We start from the raw sequence: 18,740 nt of genomic DNA on the forward strand, positions 1-18,740 counted from the left end.
GGGCTCACCGCCCGCCCCGCGGAAAGCGAGCAACTCTCGCTGCAATCAACCACATCGCTCTTGATAAATAGCAACAATGTCTACGAAAAAAAACCTAAATTAAAAAGGCTAACTCCGAGGAATTAGCCATAAACATTATTTTTGTGATGTGACACCTTGGTAGTCATTTTCTTCTAAAAGATCGACTAACTCAATTTCCTTTTGATTTTCTAAGAAGTATCTTAGTGTAAATTCATTTTCAAAAAGAACGGCATACGCACCAAAACGGTCGCGGACTAGCATGCTTCTTGAATCAAAGAAACGTTTTTCAAACTTTTCGCTTTTAATCCAACGAGGAATTCGTTCTCCAAGTGATGTGAACTCGATATCGACATTGTATTCAGCCTTCATCCTGTATTCAAACACTTCAAATTGAAGCTGACCAACTGCACCAAGTATCATTGAATCATTCAGTTCCTGTCTAAATAACTGAATGGCACCTTCTTGAACAAGCTGTTCGATTCCTTTTCTGAATTGCTTCGATTTCATGACGTTTTTCGCTTGAACTCGTTTAAATAGTTCTGGTGGAAATTGTGGGAGCTCTTCATAATGATACTGCCCTTTTCCTTCTATTAATGTATCCCCGATTTGATAAATATTTGGATCATAAATTCCAATGATATCTCCAGGGTAGGCTTCATCTACCGTATCACGGTCTTTTGCCATGAAAGCTTGAGTTTGGTTCAGCTTAATCGTTTTATTTGTTCGACTCAGGTTTACACTCATTCCACGCTCAAACTTTCCTGAACACACACGGAAAAAAGCAATACGATCACGGTGAGCTGGGTTCATATTCGCTTGAATCTTGAAGATATAGCCTGAAAATTGATCCTTTTCTGGTTCTACCAAGCCCTGGTCTGTTTTACGTGGCTGTGGCTGTGCAGCAAATTGTAGGAATGTATCAAAAAAGGTTTGCACACCAAAGTTAGCTAAAGCACTACCAAAAAAGACAGGTGTAAGCTCACCTTTTTGAACACGCTCAGGTGTAAACTCATTTCCAGCCTCTTCAAGAAGTTCGATTTCACCTAATGTGTCTTGATAAACAGGTTCATCCTCTAATCCATGGTTGGCAATTTCACTTATAGGGAAAACTTCCTCTTCCTCATCACCTTTAAAACGGACAAATTGATCATTAAAACGGTCGTAAATTCCTAAAAATCGTTTTCCGCTACCAACCGGCCAATTCATTGGGTATGACTCGATCCCAAGTACTTCTTCTATTTCTGAAAGAAGCTCTAATGGCTCTCTTCCTTCACGATCTAACTTATTGATAAACGTAAAGATCGGAATGCCTCTCATACGACAAACCTTAAAAAGCTTAATCGTTTGCGGCTCAACACCCTTTGTTGAATCAATAATCATGACAACACTATCAACCGCTGTTAATGTACGATACGTGTCCTCACTGAAATCTTCATGTCCAGGTGTATCCAAAATATTTACATGAAACTCATGATATGGAAAGCTCATTACACTTGATGTAACAGAAATTCCACGTTTTTTCTCAATTTCCATCCAGTCAGATGCAGCATATTTACCAGTTTTCTTTCCTTTTACTGTCCCAGTAGAACGAATAATCTGACCAAAAAATAATAACTTTTCTGTTAACGTGGTTTTACCAGCATCAGGGTGAGAGATGATAGCAAACGTACGTCGTTTATTTATTTCCTGTTGTAAGCTCATTAGCAATACCTCTTTTAAATAAATTCGTGTTTCAAATATACTACAAAGATAAGGAAAGAACAATTTCTATGTAAATGGATAATCGAGCCTTTTACATAGAAAAAAACAGGAGCTCGCCCCTGTTTTTCATCTTTCATACCCTTTTTTTCTTTTATGATCACTGATAGGATCTCTATCAGAGTAGAGCATATCCCATGAACTTTTGTAGCGATATTTTCTCCCCCATACATGGATAAGCATTCTCAATCCTGTAATAAGGCTTAAAAGTAAAAGCGCGACAATTAAAAATAAGATTTCATTCATATCTTTTCCCCCAATCATCCTTGTACCCATATATATGTTTTCGCGCTAAAAACATGCATAAAAGTTTTTGATCGGGGCATATTTATTTCTTGATAATGAAGTGAAATTTACGCAGCACTACTACCTCTTAAACGATCTAATAACACTGCTGCTACAATCACTCCGCCTTTTACAACTAATTGCCAATAATAATTAACATCCATAAGTGTTAACCCATTACTAATCACACCCATGATTAAAACCCCTATAATTGTTCCTTGAATTCTACCTTTTCCTCCAGTTAAGCTTGTTCCACCTAAAATAACCGCAGCAATGGCATCTAATTCATACATTTGTCCTGCAGTTGGCTGCCCAGAATACAACCTTCCTGCTAATACAACCCCACCTAAACCAGCTAATAAGCCACTAATGGAATAAACATTTATTAATGATTTTTCAACCTTGATTCCTGTTAAGCGCGCAGCTTCTTCGTTTCCACCAATTGCATAAATATGACGACCAAACATTGTATATTTCAGAACAAAAAACATCACACCATAGACAAGAAGCATGATATAGATCGGAGTAGGTACTCCTAAAATAGCTCCGCCACCAATAAATTTAAAGGTTTCATCTTGCAATACAATTGGATAACCTCCACTTATGACATAAGCAAGGCCACGAACATATGTAAAGCTCCCTAATGTAACGATAAATGAAGGTAGCTTCGTTTTTGCTGTAAAAAAGCCATTAATAAGTCCTACTGCATAACCTACCCCTGCACCCGATAACATCGCAATAATTGGGTTGACTCCTGCAGCAGAAACCATAACAGAGATAACACCAGATAAGGCAACTGTGGAACCAACTGATAAATCAATTCCACCTGTTAAAATAACAATCGTCATTCCTGCTGCTAATATCGCAATAATCGAAACCTGCTTTAGAACATTTAACATATTGGCTGTATCTAAAAAGTTTGGTGCTGTGAACGAAAGGACAACACATAATAATAATAGAATCATAATCATGCCTAGACGATTCCATAAACCATGAAGGGTTTGGCCTATCTGAATGCTTTGAGACGGTGAAGCTGTTTGAGTATTTACCCTCATTTTTCTTTACTCCCCTCTAGTAGCTAAGTGCATAATTTTTTCCTGTGTAGCTTCTTCTCTTGAAAGTTCTCCTGTTAATCTTCCTTCGCACATGACAAGGATTCGATCGCTAACCCCTAGAACTTCTGGTAGCTCAGAAGAAATCATTAATACGGCTAAACCTTCATCTGCAAGCTTTGAGACAATTTTGTGGATTTCAGTCTTTGCACCAATATCAACACCCCGAGTTGGTTCATCAAGGAGTAAAACCTTTGGTGAAATGGATAACCATTTAGCGATGACTACTTTTTGTTGATTACCACCGCTTAGGTTTGAGACCTGCTGTTCGGGAGAGGCAATTTTAATATTTAGTTCTTGGATAAACTGGTCGGCACTAGCATTAACCTGTTTCCAATTAACAATTCCTGACTTGGAATGCTTTTTCAATTCGGCCATTAAAAGATTTTCCTTTACTGACATCGACAAGAATAAACCTTGTTCCTTCCGACTTTCAGGAACATGGGCAATCCCATTTGCCATCGCATCAATTGGTGATTTTATGTTTACAAGCTTTCCGTCAACATATATTTCTCCATTTTTCAATGCCGATACACCAAATAGCGCCCTAACCAGCTCTGTTCTACCTGCACCTACAAGTCCTGCTAAACCAACAATTTCACCAGGATAAATTTTGAACGAGACATCCTTTACTATGGTATTGTCAGAAACATTTTTCAGCTCAAGAACTGGGGTAGCTCCATAAGAGAGTGGTGCCCTTGATGCCTTCGTTCGATTAAATAAATCTTTTAAATCACGACCTACCATTAGCTTTACGAGGTGTTCGGGATTTGTCTCTTCAATCGGTCCGCTTGAAATCCATTCACCATCTCGTAATACAGTGTATCGATTAGAAATCTTAAAAATTTCGTCCATCCTATGAGAAATATATACGATTGCAACTCCTTGTTTTTTTAAATCGGCAATAATTTGAAACAGCTTCGAAATCTCTTTATCTGTTAGTGAAGCTGTTGGTTCATCCATAATTAGAACCTCTGCCTTAAAGGATAACGCTCGTGCGATCTCGACCATTTGTTGTTGTGCAACACTTAAGGTTGAAACGAGTTGACGAGGATTTAGATTAGAACCCATCGAATCTAATACCGTTTGTGCACGTTCATGTACCTCATCCCATTTGACCATTCCTAGTCGGTTTCTCGGAAAAGTTGAACCCATTAAGATATTTTCACTAATTGTTAGATTAGGAGAGAGATTTAACTCCTGGTGGATCACACTTATTCCTCTATTCCTTGCATCAACAGGATCCTTCCAAGAGATAGGTTGACCTTTTAAATAGATGGTCCCACCATCATGATCAGGCGTATAGATCCCTGCAAGAATTTTCATAAACGTTGATTTCCCAGCACCGTTCTCACCCATTAATGCGTGTACTTCACCTGGGTAAAGCTCCATTTTCACATTGTTTAATACCTTTACTCCTGAGAATGTTTTACTTATCCCCTCCATGTTCAGTACCGGCATTTTTAGCGAGTGTTGTTTTTTTATTACCTTTTCTTTAATAGCCATATATTAATCACACCCCTTGTTAGGGACTGTCCCCACAGGGGACTGTCCCTTTGATTTAAAGGCTTACCACCCCTGATAAGATTCTAATGTATCCTGAGTGACAAGCTCGACAGGTACTTTAATAAGCTCTTCAACGTCTTCCCCATTTTTCACTTTCATGCCAATTTCAACTGCCTTTTTCACCATTTCGCTAGGTGATTGAGCTGAAGTCGCCATGATCGAGCTTCCTTCCTTTGCCATTGCATCAGCAGCTTCGGGAGCACCATCGACACCTACCACGAAAAACTCATCTTTACGTCCGGCTTGCTCTTGAGCAATTTCTACCCCGATTGCTTCAGGGTCATTAATTGCAAAAACAGCGTCAATTGATCCAGAAGGATTCGCTTGTAAAATACTTTCCATAACAGTTAATGCTTTTTCACGGTTCCCCTCACCATTTTGCTTCGCAACTACTTTAATTCCAGAATCTTTAATGACATCCTCAAATCCTTGAATACGGTCGGCAACGGCAGAAACTGGAGGTCCATCAATAATGACAATGTCGCCTTTTCCATTTAATTGTTCAACAACATATTCACCTGCAAGTTTACCAGCTTGGTAGTTATCTGAAGTTACTGTTGCATCAACGCCACCTTCAGCATTTGTATCAACTGCGATGACTGGTATTCCCGCTCCCTTTGCTTGTTGAACAGCGGCAGCAATCCCCTTTGTATCAACAGCATTTAATAAAATGACATCTACCTCTTTCGTAATAAAGTCTTCAATTTGCGAGGTTTGTTTTGCAAGATCATATTCAGCGCTTTCAACAAGAACCTCAGCACCTAATTCCTTCCCTGCTTCCTCTGCACCTTTTCCCATTGCAACGAAAAATGGATTTGCTAAAGTACCTACTGTTAAGCCGATTTTTAACTGATCGTCACTTTTTGCCTCCCCGGTGCCTTCGTTTGAAGTTTCACTTGCACTACTACATGCTGACATTAAGGCCATTACAATTATTGACACTAGCACTAATAAGGTTTTTACATTCTTTTTCATTTGTGTGCCCCCTAGAAAATTAATAAATTATAATACCGTTTTTTAACGAACTACAACATTGGTATTCTTTTTTGTTAACGCTTACAAAACTATAACTATATCACCTCCTTAAATTGTTCAATTATGATTCAATTTAAAATGGCCTTGAGTTTTCAGTAACGCTTACAATACTTTCCACTAAATGAACTAACTTGATTATTATTGGCTGATTTAAAGTTATTCTCGCTGACTATTGACTGCTTTTGATTGATTTTGATTATATTATGCTCATTTACAATTGTCAACATATTAGGAAATTTAAGTAAATTATTTAAGAATATTAAATTTCAGCTTTTACTACTAGTACAAAACCTGTGCTTTATTAAGAATTTTTGAGCATTCATTCTTCAAATTCTGAAAAAACAATTTTTCAACATATTTAATTTTGTGATATTAACTATGTAAAAAGAAATTTTTTTTTCGGAAAAGTTGAATAATGAAGGCAAAATAAAAAGAGCTTTAACCCCCTTCTGTCTATCAGAAGACAGATGAGCCAGCTCCAAATTTAAACGATTTATGTATTTTCAAAAGCTACATTGTATATTTCCACTTTCTCCTTATACTTGTCCAGGATTATTGACTCCTCTTCATTTGTAATAATTTTAGCTTGATGTAGATCAGCAAATTTAGAAAAAGATACTTCTCCAAATTTCGTATGATCTGTAAGGATAAACGGTTCACGAGAGAGGGCGATAGCCTTTGCTTTCAGTTGTGCTTCTTCAGGATCAGGAGTAGTAAAGCCTAGTTCATAGTGGATTGCATTTGTTCCAATAAAGCATTTATCAAAACGATAATTTTGAATACTTTCGTATGCATTGCTGCCAATCATCGCTCTTGTTACTTTTTTTACACTTCCTCCGATGATATATGTATTTATATCCTTTTCTAATAATGCATCCAAATGGTCAATCCCATTTGTAACCACAACAATGTTCTTTCCTTCTAAATACTGGATCATTTGGTAGGTTGTTGTCCCTGCATCTAGGTATACACAGTCTCCATCTTCAATTAGCTTAGCTGCATATTTTGCTATCATGTTTTTTTCTTTTAAATTTTGAGTTGATTTTTCAACCATGCTTGGTTCTTCACGTTTTCTTTGTAACAGTGAAGCACCGCCATGTACGCGTTTTAAATAGTTCTGCTTTTCTAATTGATCCAAGTCACGCCTCAAAGTGGATTCTGAGCTCTTTGTTAACTCTACTAAATCATGAATCTTCACATTTTCTTTTTCTTTTAATAGCTCTAATATCAAACGATGACGCTCAGTTATAAGCAAAAAAACTCCCCCAAACACATGTTAGTTATCTTTTTAGTTTAGTATAGTATAGAAATTCGTAAAAATCAGCCTATGGCAAATAAGAGGTTCTTCAAAAGATAGAAGGAATTTCTCGAATTTCATTTTTCTTAGCTAAACAGAATCCTCTAAAATTGCCCATAAAAAAAAGCAGTGATTAACTGCCTTAAAAAGGATTGTACTTATGCATTTTTCATGATGATCGTATCAAGTGTTTTGGCAAATTTACAGCAATCATTCACTATATCTTCAAGAGATTCGTATATTTCTTTGTATTGAATGATCATAATTGGGTCTTTCATGGTTGCAAATAAATTTTTAATCGACATTCTCAAAAGATTATTCGTATCTGACTCTAGTTCCTTGATTTTTAAAGAATACGGTGTGATGGAAAGTAGCTTTTTCCTTGATAAAAGATTGACAGCACTTGAGATTTCAATTGAGCAGTCATGAATTTTTTGAGAAAATTTCTTCATATGCTCTGTAGTTTTTGTAACAGAATACATTTCTAATAGACCAGCAGTATGCTCCATCCCATCTAATACATCGTCCAAGTATACCGCTAATTGTAAGAGATCTTCTCGCTCAATTGAAGTAATATAGGTATGGCTTAATTCTTTCGTAATTGTTTCTACATATTTATCTCCATTAACTTCATACTCTTTTATTGTTTTTAATAAGAGCTGTAGTCCTTGATTACTTGAAATATCTTGTGCCAAAAAAAACGTTGTTGCACTTTGTAAGTTATCTGTCATTTGTAATAGTAAGCTTGAAAATTTATCCTTCTTACCCCTTGAAAAAAACATAATCCTTTTCCCCCATTGAAACCAAAAAAATTAGAAAAACGTTGCTTCTTGCAAGAAATGGAAAAAACCTTAGTTTTACGTATAGTAACTAAAATTCAATTCACATTCTTAACGAATTATATATAATTTTGACGAGTTTTGATAGATTTTGTCGAAATATTTACAAAAAGTTTACAATACACCATGTCATTGTTATGAAGAAATATAATAACATGAAGTATGAATAATTGCACATGAAAACGATTACTTTTTCTAATATAAAAAAGATCTGGCTAACGAAAACCAGACCCTACATTCTTATTCTTCTTCAACTAATGATTTTTTACGACGAAGCTTACTCAATAACTCATAAACAATTGGCACCATGACAAGCGTTAAAAGTGTAGAGCTTGTAAGACCACCAATAACAGTTACACCAAGTCCCTTCGAAATAATCCCACTTCCTTCAAGACCTAATGCTAAAGGAATTAATGCACCGATTGTAGCAATTGCTGTCATTAGAATTGGACGGAGACGAGTAGTTCCGGCTTCTAATAATGCCTCACGCGTACTAAGTCCTTCTTTCTCTTTATGGATTACTCGGTCAATTAGTACAATGGCATTCGTTACAACGATACCGATAAGCATTAATGCACCAATCATCGCATTTACACTTAACGTTTCCCCTGCAATTAACAGTCCAACTAATGCACCAATGACCGTGAACGGTAACGAGAACAGAATCGCAAAAGGTGCCAAACCTCCGCCAAATGTAATAACTAGAATGAAATACACGATCGCGATTGCTGCTAACATTGCTAAACCTAGCTGTGTAAACGATTCTTGAATATCTTCGGTTACTCCACCCATGTTAATTTCAATTGAGGACGGAACATCGATATCCTTAACCTCAGCTTGAACATCTGCTGATACTTTAGCTACATCATCTGTCTTAATTTCTCCGGAAACTTGAACATAGATTTTCCCATCACGTCTTGTGACCGTATTAGAGGTTTCGCCTTCTTTCACCTCAACAACATCGCCAATCTTCACTTCTTTTCCAAGTGGTGATTGAATCGTTTTATCTGTTAGGTCATCTATTGTGCTATATTCTTCCTCTTCTACTTGAAGATAAACATTTAATTCTTCTCCATCCTTTTCAACCTTTGTTAAAACAGGACGTTCTCTAGTTGGACTTAGCTCCATGCCAATTTGTGCGGCAGATAATCCAAGCTTGCTTAACTCTTCATGATTTGCAACAAACGTATATTCATCATACGTTTCTGACATACTTGATTCGACATTCTTTAATGAATCATTGCTCTCCATGATTTCTTGTACTTCATTTACAATTGGCTCGATGTCTTCCATGTTGTTTCCATATACATACATCGTAATGGCATTACTTGCTCCAGTCGAAGTGAAATCTTGTGAAGCCCACTCTCCTCCACCCGTTGCAGTAGCCTTTAAGTCTTCCATTACCTTTTCTTTCTCTTCAGTAAAGTTTTCCGTATCATCCTCATATTCAACGAAAAAGATCGCACTATTTGTATCACCAGGATTCATAGGATTTTCACTTCCTAATGAATATTGGACAGTTTTTACATTTTCTCGATCCATAAAGAAGCTTTCGGCAATTTCTGTCTGTTTTTCGGCCTGTTCTCTCGTTTCACCTGGTTCAGGTTTATACGTAACCATCATCATTTTTTCTTCTTCAGATGATATGAAACTCACCCCAATAATTGGAACAAGGAACAGACTACCAACTAACATTAAAATAGCAATCGATGACGTAATTACTTTATGGTTTAATGTCCAATTTAAAATACTGCGATACACTCCAGTGAATTTACCTGGTTTATGTTCATCATGCTTAATCTTCTTGCTTTCTCCGTAAAGGCTTTTCTTAAATAAACTGTGTGCCATCATTGGAACAATTGTAATAGCAACTAACAATGATGCTAAAAGTGAAAATACGATCGTTAAGGCAAAAGGTAAGAATAATTCACCAATCATTCCTTTAACAAGTGCTAATGGCAGGAATACTGCAATCGTCACGACTGTTGAGGACATAATCGGCATGAACATTTCCTTCGTTGCTTCACGTACCAAAGCTTTTCCTTTAAGAACCTCTCCTTTAAGAGACATTCTTCGATAGATATTTTCGATTACAACAATGGAGTCATCAACGACACGGCCAATAGCTACAGTCATTGCTCCTAATGTCATCATGTTTAGTGTAATATCCATTTGATTTAACAGGATAACCGCTATTAACAATGATAACGGAATTGAGATGATTGAAATCAATGTTGATTTAATATCTCTTAAAAAGATGAGAATAATCACTACGGCGAAGAGTGCACCAAACAATGCTTTACTTAACATTGTGCTAACAGACTCTTCAATTGGAGTAGCTTGATCAAGTGTATACACAATATCTAAGCCTTTTATTTCATCCTCAAACTCAGATAATTCTGCTCCCACTTCTTTTGCTACATCTACTGTATTCGCATCTGTTGCTTTTACAATTTGGATACCAATTGCTTCTTTCCCATTTGTTCTCGAAATGGATTCTGCTTTACCAACTAAATTAATTTCAGCAATCTCAGAAAGCTTTACTGTTGGTAGCTCAATTGCTTGTGCTGCTGGAGAAGCTTGCTCCTGACCAGCAGCATCATTCCCTACATTTGACTGACCAGTCATACTTGGAACTTGTTCCCCCATTGTAGCTTGCCCAGCTCCTTGAGTTGCTGGTGAAACAGGTATTTCTAGATTTTTCAGATCTTCTAAGCTCGTAATATTACCATCTACTACAACTGATTTCTCTGTATCATCTAATGTGTATAGGCCCAGCGGAAAATTAACGTCAGCTCCTTTAATAAGGTTTTGAACAGTTTCCTCATTAAGGCCATACTCCTGCATTTTTTCATCATTGAAGATAAATTCTACTTCCTCTACTTGCTGACCTGATATTTGAACAGAAGATACCCCGTCAACTCCTTTTAATGCAGGAAGGATGCGGTCTTCAACGATCGTCGTAAGCTCAGCTAGTGATTGCTCATCATTTGCAATACTTAATGCTAGGATAGGAAAGGCATTTAAGCTAAGTCGTGAAACTTCAGGCTCATTAGCACCTTCTGGTAATTCAATATCCGCTAAAGCTTCATTTAATTCATCTTCTGCTTCATCCATATTCTTTTCAAATCCATATTCTACTTGAATGGATGATGCATTTTGCAAGGAGTTTGAGCTTACCACATTAACTCCATTAAGATTTTGAACGACTTGCTCAATTGGTACTGATACGTTATCCGCAACCTCTTTAGGTGTTGCTCCCGGATACACTGTTGTAACTGATATTATAGGAGTGTTAATATTAGGTATCGTTTCCAGCTTCATATTTAACCCCGAATACAGTCCGGCTACAGTGATAATAATCGTTAATAGCCATACAGCAAACTTGTTTCTTAAGACAAAATTAATTATGCTATTCATGTTATCCCCCAATATATTGATTATCAATTGACCAACGGGTCACAATATCTAATAATATAAATGACCAACTGGTCATAGTCAACGCTTCTGGAAATTATCAGACATTAATTTTTTGTAAATGTGAACAAAAGGTCATAATACTTTTAGCATATCCATTACTATTGCTAGAAACTCTTAAGGAGAAAAAGATGAAGGAAAAGGAAAAGAAGATTATTGAAGCAGGGATTAGTCTTTTTGCTAGAAAAGGTTATTCTTCAACTTCAATCCAAGAAATCGTCGATGCTTGCGGTATTTCAAAGGGAGCATTTTATCTCTATTTCAAGTCGAAAGAGGCACTCTTACTTGCAGCTTTTAAATATCAATTTCAATCCATTCAATCAAAGCTAGACGCATTGCCAATAAAAGATTTAACACCACGCGAAACATTTATTGCCCAGCTAGTGACACAGCTAGAAGAAATTCAAAAAAATAAAGAATTTATCATTATGCAAACTCGTGAACAAACGATTCCGATCAATTCAGAGGTCGAAGAATTTGTTAGAAAAATTAGTTCAGAGATCGGAAGTTTTTATCATACATCACTACTAAATATTTACGGTACGAGCATCAACCGTTTTATTTATGACTTAAACATGATTCTCCAAGGTATTGTTCATTCCTATTTAAAGCTAATTATTTTTGATAAAGCTACCATTGATTTACACAAATTAGCGAGTTTTATTCTTAATAGAATGGATGATCTTGCAGCTGGATTTACCAGTTCAAATGAAGAACCTATTTTAACAGCTGATTGTATAGAAAAATTGTCTAAATTGTATCCAGAGTCTAGTAAGGAGGATATAGTAAGACAAATAAAACTTTCTAAGGACAAGATAGATAACGAGGATATTATTGTCACTCTAGATGTTTTAGAGGCAGAAATCGAGATGGATTCGCCAAGAACTCCTGTCATACAAGGCATGTTAGGGAATTTAAGGGATGAGCCTGTTTTACATGACCTGAAAACACTAATCGAAAAGTTTTTCAAATTGAAGTAGCTACAAAAAGCATGTGATTGAGTGACTTCATTAATGAGGGATCTAAAATAATAAAGGGAAAGGCAATTAATCCGCCTTTCCCTTTATTTATATAAAACATAATCTTATTTTCCTTGTGACTCAGTTAATTGCATAACCGAGTTTCTGTAGACAATTTTTCCTTTTACAGAAACTTGCTCCCATTTCTTTTGCTTACTTTTCAGCTTAGAAATGATTAATTTTACAGCGGTTCTCGACATTTCCTCGATATCTACTTCAACCGTTGTAAGCTTCGGTTCAGCAATTTGCGCATAAATGTCATTATCAAAGCCTACAACTGAGCAATCCTCTGGTACACGATAACCTAATGAATTCAGTTTATTAATTAAATTATAGGCGATTTGATCACAGTTACAAACAAAGGCTGTAGGAAGCTTTTCGGGCAGCTCCAAGTCAATATACTTGCCACGATCATCTCGATCATTGATAATATAAGCTTGATTTAATGGTAATTTATGCTCTAGTAACGATTTATAAAATCCTAAATAACGATCTTGAATACTACTTGTCGAATAGATGTTTCCAACAAACCCGATCTCTTTGTGACCATTTTTTATTAGGTGATTCGTCATTTCGTAAACACCATAGAAATTGTCAGTAATAACCGTATCTGCCTCGGCATCCTCATTATAAAAATCAATATAAACGATAGGGATTTCAATTCGATTTAACAGATTTATATAGTCATTACTAATTTGTCCTAAAATAAGAAGTCCATCGACTTTTTTATCATAGTAGATTCTAGGTAATACATTCTGGTCCTCATCTTCAGAACTAAGAATGTGAAGAATACCACTATACTGATGCTGGTCCAACACTCTTGCAATATGCTGGTAGAATTTTAAATAAAATGATTGTATTTCACCCGTGAAGCGCTCAGGAATGATTACACCAATATTATATGCTTGGCCTTCCTTCATTGATTTCGCTAAAGTATTAAAGCGATAGCCCATCTCTTCAGCTACCTCTTTGATTTTTTGCTTTAGCTCATCACTTACACCTTCTTTATCATTCAATGCTTTTGAAATGGTGACACTACTAACACCAAGTCGAGCAGCAATGTCTCTCATTGTCACATTATTTCCCAAAATATCCACCTCCGACACTCACTGAAATAAACATTTAATTTAAAGCTGTTTTTGCAAACTTAGTTGCTATTTACTAAGTTGTGCTGTGTGGTTGATTTCCGTTCCAGATGCTCGCTTTCCGCGGGGCGGGCGGTGAGCCTCCTGGGCGTAAACGCCTGCATGAGTCTCACCTGTCCCGCTACACCCGCAGGAGTCTCGCACTTCCACTCCAATCAACCTTAAATAGTTTTCGTTTGAAAAACAACAATCTCTTAGGAAAGAGCCTAATTTAATATAAATAAATTGAATTTGAACGGAATGCTCCCTGTATATACATTTATTATAATGTAACTTGCTACTAAATGCTCTATTATCTTAAAAAGAAATACTTACTATAAGGACTTGATTACTAGTAAAACGGGTTCGTTATTATTCTATTTTTGCCTTTATTAAAAAAAATAGCCCCCTAAAGGAGCTTAAACTTTCATGACACAAGTTCACATATCATGTCAAGTGCGGTGATCAAGGATGGGAAACAATTAGCTCAAGTGTCCCTGAAACAGTTAGCTGTGTTGTGTGTGCTGTTAGGATAAAATGATCACCCTTTTTAACTGGAAGAGTTTCTTGACCAGTTGTTACCTCACCTTGTCCTTTGATCACACTGCATAGTAAAAACGGTGCTTTACGTTCAGTTTGATAGTCACCAGTAACCTCCCATTTATAAACAGAGAAGTACTCTCCTTCTACAAATGTCGTTATTTTTGTTCCATCTTGAACTTCGGTTTGTAAATTTGCTTTATTCTCAGTATCAGGGACTGTTGTCACATCGATTGCTTTTTGTAAATGGAGCTCTCTTTTTTCTCCGTTTTGATCGACACGGTCATAATCATATACTCGGTAGGTCGTATCAGAGCTTTGTTGTGTTTCAAGAACTAATGTCTCTTCACATAATGCATGGATTGTTCCGCTTGGTACGTAAAAGAAATCACCTGGTTTGATCTTCACTCTTCTTAAAAGATCTTCCCACCTGCCTGAATGAATCATTTGCACAAGCTGTTCCTTAGAATGAGCATGGTGACCGAAAATCATCTCAGCATCTTGCTTGCAATCGATAATATACCAGCATTCCGTCTTACCTAATTCACCGTTTTCGTTTACTTTCGCATATTGGTCATTTGGATGAACTTGTACACTTAAATCTGTCTTAGCATCCAATATTTTTGTTAGAAGTGGGAAACAATTTCCACTAACATTACCAAAGAGTTCACGATGATGTTCCCAAAGCCAGCTTAATTCTTTCCCTTCAAATGGTCCATTTTCAACTGTGCTATTTCCGTTTGGATGAGCACTAATCGCCCAGCACTCCCCAGTTTGTTCACTAGGAATTTCATAACCAAACGAATCCTTTAACGTTGTCCCACCCCAAATTCGTTCTTTAAAAACCGGTTTTAATTTGAGTAGCTCGATCACATATTTCTCCTCCTTACAATCTATCTTATTTGTAACTAGTAACACTTCATCGGACTGTTCCAACAATCTTTTCTCGGTACTATCATGGGTTGTATTCATCTATTATTCTATGTATCCAGCAATCATATAAACGCTTTCATTATAGCATAAAATAATTCAGTAGAATGCCCTGTTAAAACTAACTGTTGATTGCAGCGAAAATCAACAATCAATTTTTACAGAGTCTAGTAGGAAGGGGGTTTGGGGAGATAGAAAGGAAAACCCCCTTCTCTGAAATTTATTTACTTTATCGATAACTTCAAATAAACTATATCGTTTAATCTCTCAAATTGTCAATGCTTGAATCAATAAAACTCGATTACAAAATAGGTGAGAGCAATCGGGAGATCGACTCTTTAAATCGGATCAACCTTGGGCGCTGATGATAAGCCTCTAATGATAGCTCCCGAGATAATGCGATATCGTTTTGAAAGAACTCATCAAGTTTTTGGGCAATCTTAGTGTCATAAATAAATGCATTTACCTCAAAATTTAATTTAAAGCTTCTCACGTCTATATTTGCTGTACCTACAGATGAGATTTCATGATCAACGATAATCGTTTTCGCATGGATAAAGCCATTTTCATAAATGTAAACACGTGCCCCTGAGCTTAACATTTCACCGATATATGACATGGTTGCCCAATAAACAAATGGATGATCTGGTTTATTTGGAATCATGATATTCACATCTACTCCAGATAAGCAGGCAATTTTCAATGCATCAAGTACACTTGCATCGGGAATAAAGTAAGGTGTTTGAATACGAATCGTCTTTTTCGCAGTTGAAATCATTTTTATATAACCGTTTTTAATCTGCTCCCATTCTGAATCAGGACCACTTGTGACAATTTGTAGGCTACTGTCCCCTTTTATCACTGGCTTTGGAAAATGCTCTTGCAGGTACGAAATATTTCTCTTATGTGTTGCCTGGTTCCAGTCAAGGATAAAGCGGGTTTGAATCGCATAAACGGCTGGACCTTGAATCCTTAAATGGGTATCGCGCCAATAACCAAACTTAGGATCGAGGCCTAAGTACTCGTCACCAACGTTAAATCCTCCCACATAACCGATCTGACCGTCAATGATCACAAGCTTGCGATGGTTGCGATAATTAAGACGCAAATTAATCCATCTTAGCTTTGATGGAAAAAACTCTTCCACCTCACCCTCTGCTGCTCGTAACTCGGCAAAAAAGGAGCTCCGTAATCCTCTAGAACCTAAATCATCGTATAACACTCTTACCTTTATTCCTTGCTGGGCCTTTTTGGTTAAAGCCTTTATAAGTCGATTTCCAAGCTGATCATTTTTTAGAATGTAATATTGTAAATGAATATGATCCTTCGCATTTTCGATATCCTCTAGCAGCTTATCAAATTTCTTATTCCCATCGATAAACAGGTCAACATGATTGTCTTTTGTTAACACTGCATCATTATTGATCAAATGCATGTAAATAAGCTGTTTATTATCGCGCTCAGTTTCACTACGAAATTCAAACGTATCGTTCCGTATTTGTTCTAATTGCTTGCTTAATAATGTTTCAATCCCTAGCTTTTTTCGATCCTCCCACTGAAACATATGATACCGACTTAAGTTTTGCCCAAAAAGCAGGTAAAGCAGAAACCCAAGTAAGGGGATAAAAAATAACACAAGTAACCACGCCCATGACGAAGTAGCATCTCTTCGTTCACGAAAGATTACAACAACAGCAAAAACAATATTTAATAATATAATAATTCCAAGTAAAATTGATACAATATGCATGTATGGTCCTCACTTACTTTAGTTATATACATAGTATATCGCGGAAACCGCTATTTCAGAAATAAACTACCAGTAAATGTTAGATTGAAGTTTATAATAATTTGTCGAATACACTGTGAGAACACTCTTTAGTATGTTAAAATATTTCTTAATGAATTTTCAAAATTTTTATCTTCCATAGAGGTGAAACGAGATAATGAATGAATTAGCACAAGCTTTAAATAATTCAATGAAAGAAGACAACGAACACGTCTATAATATGTTGTCTCAATTAGGGAAAGAATTGTTTTATCCGAAGGGGATTTTAAGCCAATCTGCAGAAGCAGGGAAAAAAGCCCATCGTTTCAATGCAACAATTGGAATCGCTACTGAAAACAATCAACCGATGCACTTTCAACACATTCAAGATCTTTTCGGTGATAAAATCGCACCTAAGGACCTTTTCCCTTACGCACCACCACAAGGAAAAGAAGATTTACGAAATGTTTGGAAGAAAAAAATTCTTAATGATAACCCTAGCTTAAACGAAGAATTAGTCGGTTCACCAGTCGTAACAAATGCCCTTACACATGGATTAAGCATTGTGGCTGACTTATTTGTCGACGAAGGCAACCCAATCATCCTTCCAGATAAATATTGGGGTAATTACAACTTAACCTTTAAGGTACGTCGTGGAGCAACGGTTACAACGTATCCATTATTCAACGAAGCAGACGGTTTTAATGTTGAAGGCTTAAGAGAAGCGATCCAATCGCAAAAATCAGCTGGAAAAGTTGTCGTTTTATTAAACTTCCCGAACAATCCAACTGGCTACACACCTCTTGAATCTGAGGCAAAAGAAATTGTTGCTGTTCTTAAAGAAGCAGCTGAAGAAGGCATAAATGTAGTAGCACTTATTGATGATGCGTATTTTGGATTATTTTACGAGGATTCAATTAAGGAATCAATCTTTAGCTTATTAGCTGACGCTCACGAACGCATCCTTGCGATTAAAGTAGATGGAGCAACAAAGGAAAACTACGTATGGGGATTCCGTGTTGGATTTATCACATATGCTAGCAAAAGTGTTGCCGTTCTAAATGCTTTAGAGCAAAAAACAAAAGGAATCATTAGGGGAACTATTTCAAGTAGCTCACACCCTTCTCAATCGATTATTCTACAATCCTTACAGTCAAATGAATTTAATGTAGAAAAAGACCAAAAGTTTGAGCTAATGAAACGCAGAGCAGATAAAACAAAAGAAGTACTTGCAAAAGAAGAATACCAAAAGTACTGGACATACTATCCATTTAATTCTGGATACTTTATGTGCCTTAAACTTAACAACATTGACGCAGAAGAGCTTCGTTTACACCTTTTAGATAAATACGGAGTCGGAACAATTTCAATCAATTCCACAGATCTTCGTATTGCGTTCTCTTGTGTTGAGGATTCAGACATTGAGGAATTATTTGATCTGATTGCTAAAGGTGCAGCAGATTTACAATAATTTGATTAAAAATGAAATGCCTGCCGATTGACTTCAATTGGTGGGCATTTTTGTTTGGTCTTTATTAGGAGATCAAGTACGCGCGTGACGAATTTTGTCGAATAGTCGATAAATCTGAGAAATCGAAGATAAATATTTAAAATCGAAGATAAATCTAAAGAATAGAAGATAAATCTCAGCTTTTCGAAGATAAAATAAATATCTTTATACACTACATTCACTTTTACTTCCAAAAATCAAAATAGATTCCCTTTTTACAAACAAAAGGGAATCTAACCATTCAAATCAAAACCTTTCAGCTATTTTCACAACTAAAGGATTAAAAAACTCCTGTTATTCCCTATTACTTAGACCCTATTAGGGATGTATTTAGTAAACTATCCGAAATTCCCCCCTTACTTAATCGTAGAACAGGCAATATTGCCTTACTTCAATACTAAATATCATTGCTAAATTGGAAACAACATCTTCTTACTTTACTTAGGAGAACCTATTACT

At 36.3% G+C, this 18,740-nt stretch carries 13 protein-coding genes; 2 read left to right on the plus strand and 11 right to left on the minus strand.

Translation table 11 applies throughout. From position 1 onward, the window contains the following. Nucleotides 1-135: 135 nt before the first annotated feature. The 8 genes from I7822_RS20410 to I7822_RS20445 all read right to left on the minus strand — a co-directional run bounded on the left by I7822_RS20410 (nucleotide 136) and on the right by I7822_RS20445 (nucleotide 11,333). Nucleotides 136-1,722, minus strand: coding sequence for a peptide chain release factor 3 (locus tag I7822_RS20410; protein WP_207980915.1), 1,587 nt, complete (start codon nucleotides 1,720-1,722; stop codon nucleotides 136-138). A 126-nt stretch (nucleotides 1,723-1,848) separates the two neighbouring features. Further along, nucleotides 1,849-2,025, minus strand: a complete 177-nt coding sequence (locus tag I7822_RS20415) for a hypothetical protein (RefSeq protein WP_207980916.1) — start codon at nucleotides 2,023-2,025, stop codon at nucleotides 1,849-1,851. A 107-nt stretch (nucleotides 2,026-2,132) separates the two neighbouring features. Further along, the gene (locus tag I7822_RS20420; RefSeq protein ID WP_207980917.1) at nucleotides 2,133-3,119 is read right to left on the minus strand and encodes an ABC transporter permease; all 987 of its coding nucleotides are present in this window, start codon (nucleotides 3,117-3,119) and stop codon (nucleotides 2,133-2,135) included. Nucleotides 3,120-3,125: 6 nt separating this feature from the next. After that, nucleotides 3,126-4,682 (minus strand): sugar ABC transporter ATP-binding protein, encoded by a 1,557-nt coding sequence (locus I7822_RS20425; protein WP_243459579.1) that lies wholly within the window; start codon nucleotides 4,680-4,682, stop codon nucleotides 3,126-3,128. A 63-nt stretch (nucleotides 4,683-4,745) separates the two neighbouring features. Further along, on the minus strand, nucleotides 4,746-5,717 hold the full coding sequence (locus tag I7822_RS20430) for an ABC transporter substrate-binding protein (RefSeq protein WP_207980918.1): 972 nt from the start codon (nucleotides 5,715-5,717) through the stop codon (nucleotides 4,746-4,748). A 553-nt stretch (nucleotides 5,718-6,270) separates the two neighbouring features. Beyond that, nucleotides 6,271-7,032 (minus strand): DeoR/GlpR family DNA-binding transcription regulator, encoded by a 762-nt coding sequence (locus I7822_RS20435; RefSeq protein ID WP_207980919.1) that lies wholly within the window; start codon nucleotides 7,030-7,032, stop codon nucleotides 6,271-6,273. Nucleotides 7,033-7,232: 200 nt separating this feature from the next. Further along, on the minus strand, nucleotides 7,233-7,856 hold the full coding sequence (locus I7822_RS20440) for a DUF47 domain-containing protein (protein ID WP_207980920.1): 624 nt from the start codon (nucleotides 7,854-7,856) through the stop codon (nucleotides 7,233-7,235). 297 nt (nucleotides 7,857-8,153) lie between these two features. Continuing rightward, entirely contained in the window at nucleotides 8,154-11,333 is a 3,180-nt protein-coding gene (locus I7822_RS20445; RefSeq protein WP_207980921.1) for an efflux RND transporter permease subunit, read from the minus strand. A 188-nt stretch (nucleotides 11,334-11,521) separates the two neighbouring features. On the opposite strand from I7822_RS20445, the gene I7822_RS20450 reads away from it, so the two are divergent. Next, nucleotides 11,522-12,370: a TetR/AcrR family transcriptional regulator gene (locus I7822_RS20450; RefSeq protein ID WP_207980922.1), complete on the plus strand. Its 849-nt coding sequence runs from the start codon at nucleotides 11,522-11,524 to the stop codon at nucleotides 12,368-12,370. Between the two features lie 104 nt (nucleotides 12,371-12,474). On the opposite strand, the gene I7822_RS20455 is transcribed toward I7822_RS20450, so the two are convergent. The 3 genes from I7822_RS20455 to cls form a co-directional block, all read right to left on the minus strand. Beyond that, on the minus strand, nucleotides 12,475-13,497 hold the full coding sequence (locus tag I7822_RS20455; RefSeq protein WP_243459580.1) for a substrate-binding domain-containing protein: 1,023 nt from the start codon (nucleotides 13,495-13,497) through the stop codon (nucleotides 12,475-12,477). 501 nt (nucleotides 13,498-13,998) lie between these two features. Next, nucleotides 13,999-14,946 carry a mannose-6-phosphate isomerase, class I gene (gene manA, locus I7822_RS20460; protein WP_307847826.1) on the minus strand — a complete coding sequence of 316 codons (948 nt, stop codon included), beginning with the start codon at nucleotides 14,944-14,946 and terminating at the stop codon, nucleotides 13,999-14,001. 358 nt (nucleotides 14,947-15,304) lie between these two features. Continuing rightward, complete coding sequence (cls, locus tag I7822_RS20465; protein WP_207980924.1) at nucleotides 15,305-16,753, minus strand: cardiolipin synthase; 1,449 nt, start codon at nucleotides 16,751-16,753, stop codon at nucleotides 15,305-15,307. Between the two features lie 196 nt (nucleotides 16,754-16,949). Between cls and I7822_RS20470 the strand changes: the two genes are divergently transcribed. Continuing rightward, nucleotides 16,950-18,242 carry an aminotransferase class I/II-fold pyridoxal phosphate-dependent enzyme gene (locus I7822_RS20470; RefSeq protein ID WP_207980925.1) on the plus strand — a complete coding sequence of 431 codons (1,293 nt, stop codon included), beginning with the start codon at nucleotides 16,950-16,952 and terminating at the stop codon, nucleotides 18,240-18,242. The last annotated feature ends 498 nt before the right edge of the window (nucleotides 18,243-18,740 follow it).

Source organism: Metabacillus bambusae (genome assembly GCF_017497975.1).
Lineage (GTDB): Bacteria > Bacillota > Bacilli > Bacillales > Bacillaceae > Metabacillus > Metabacillus bambusae.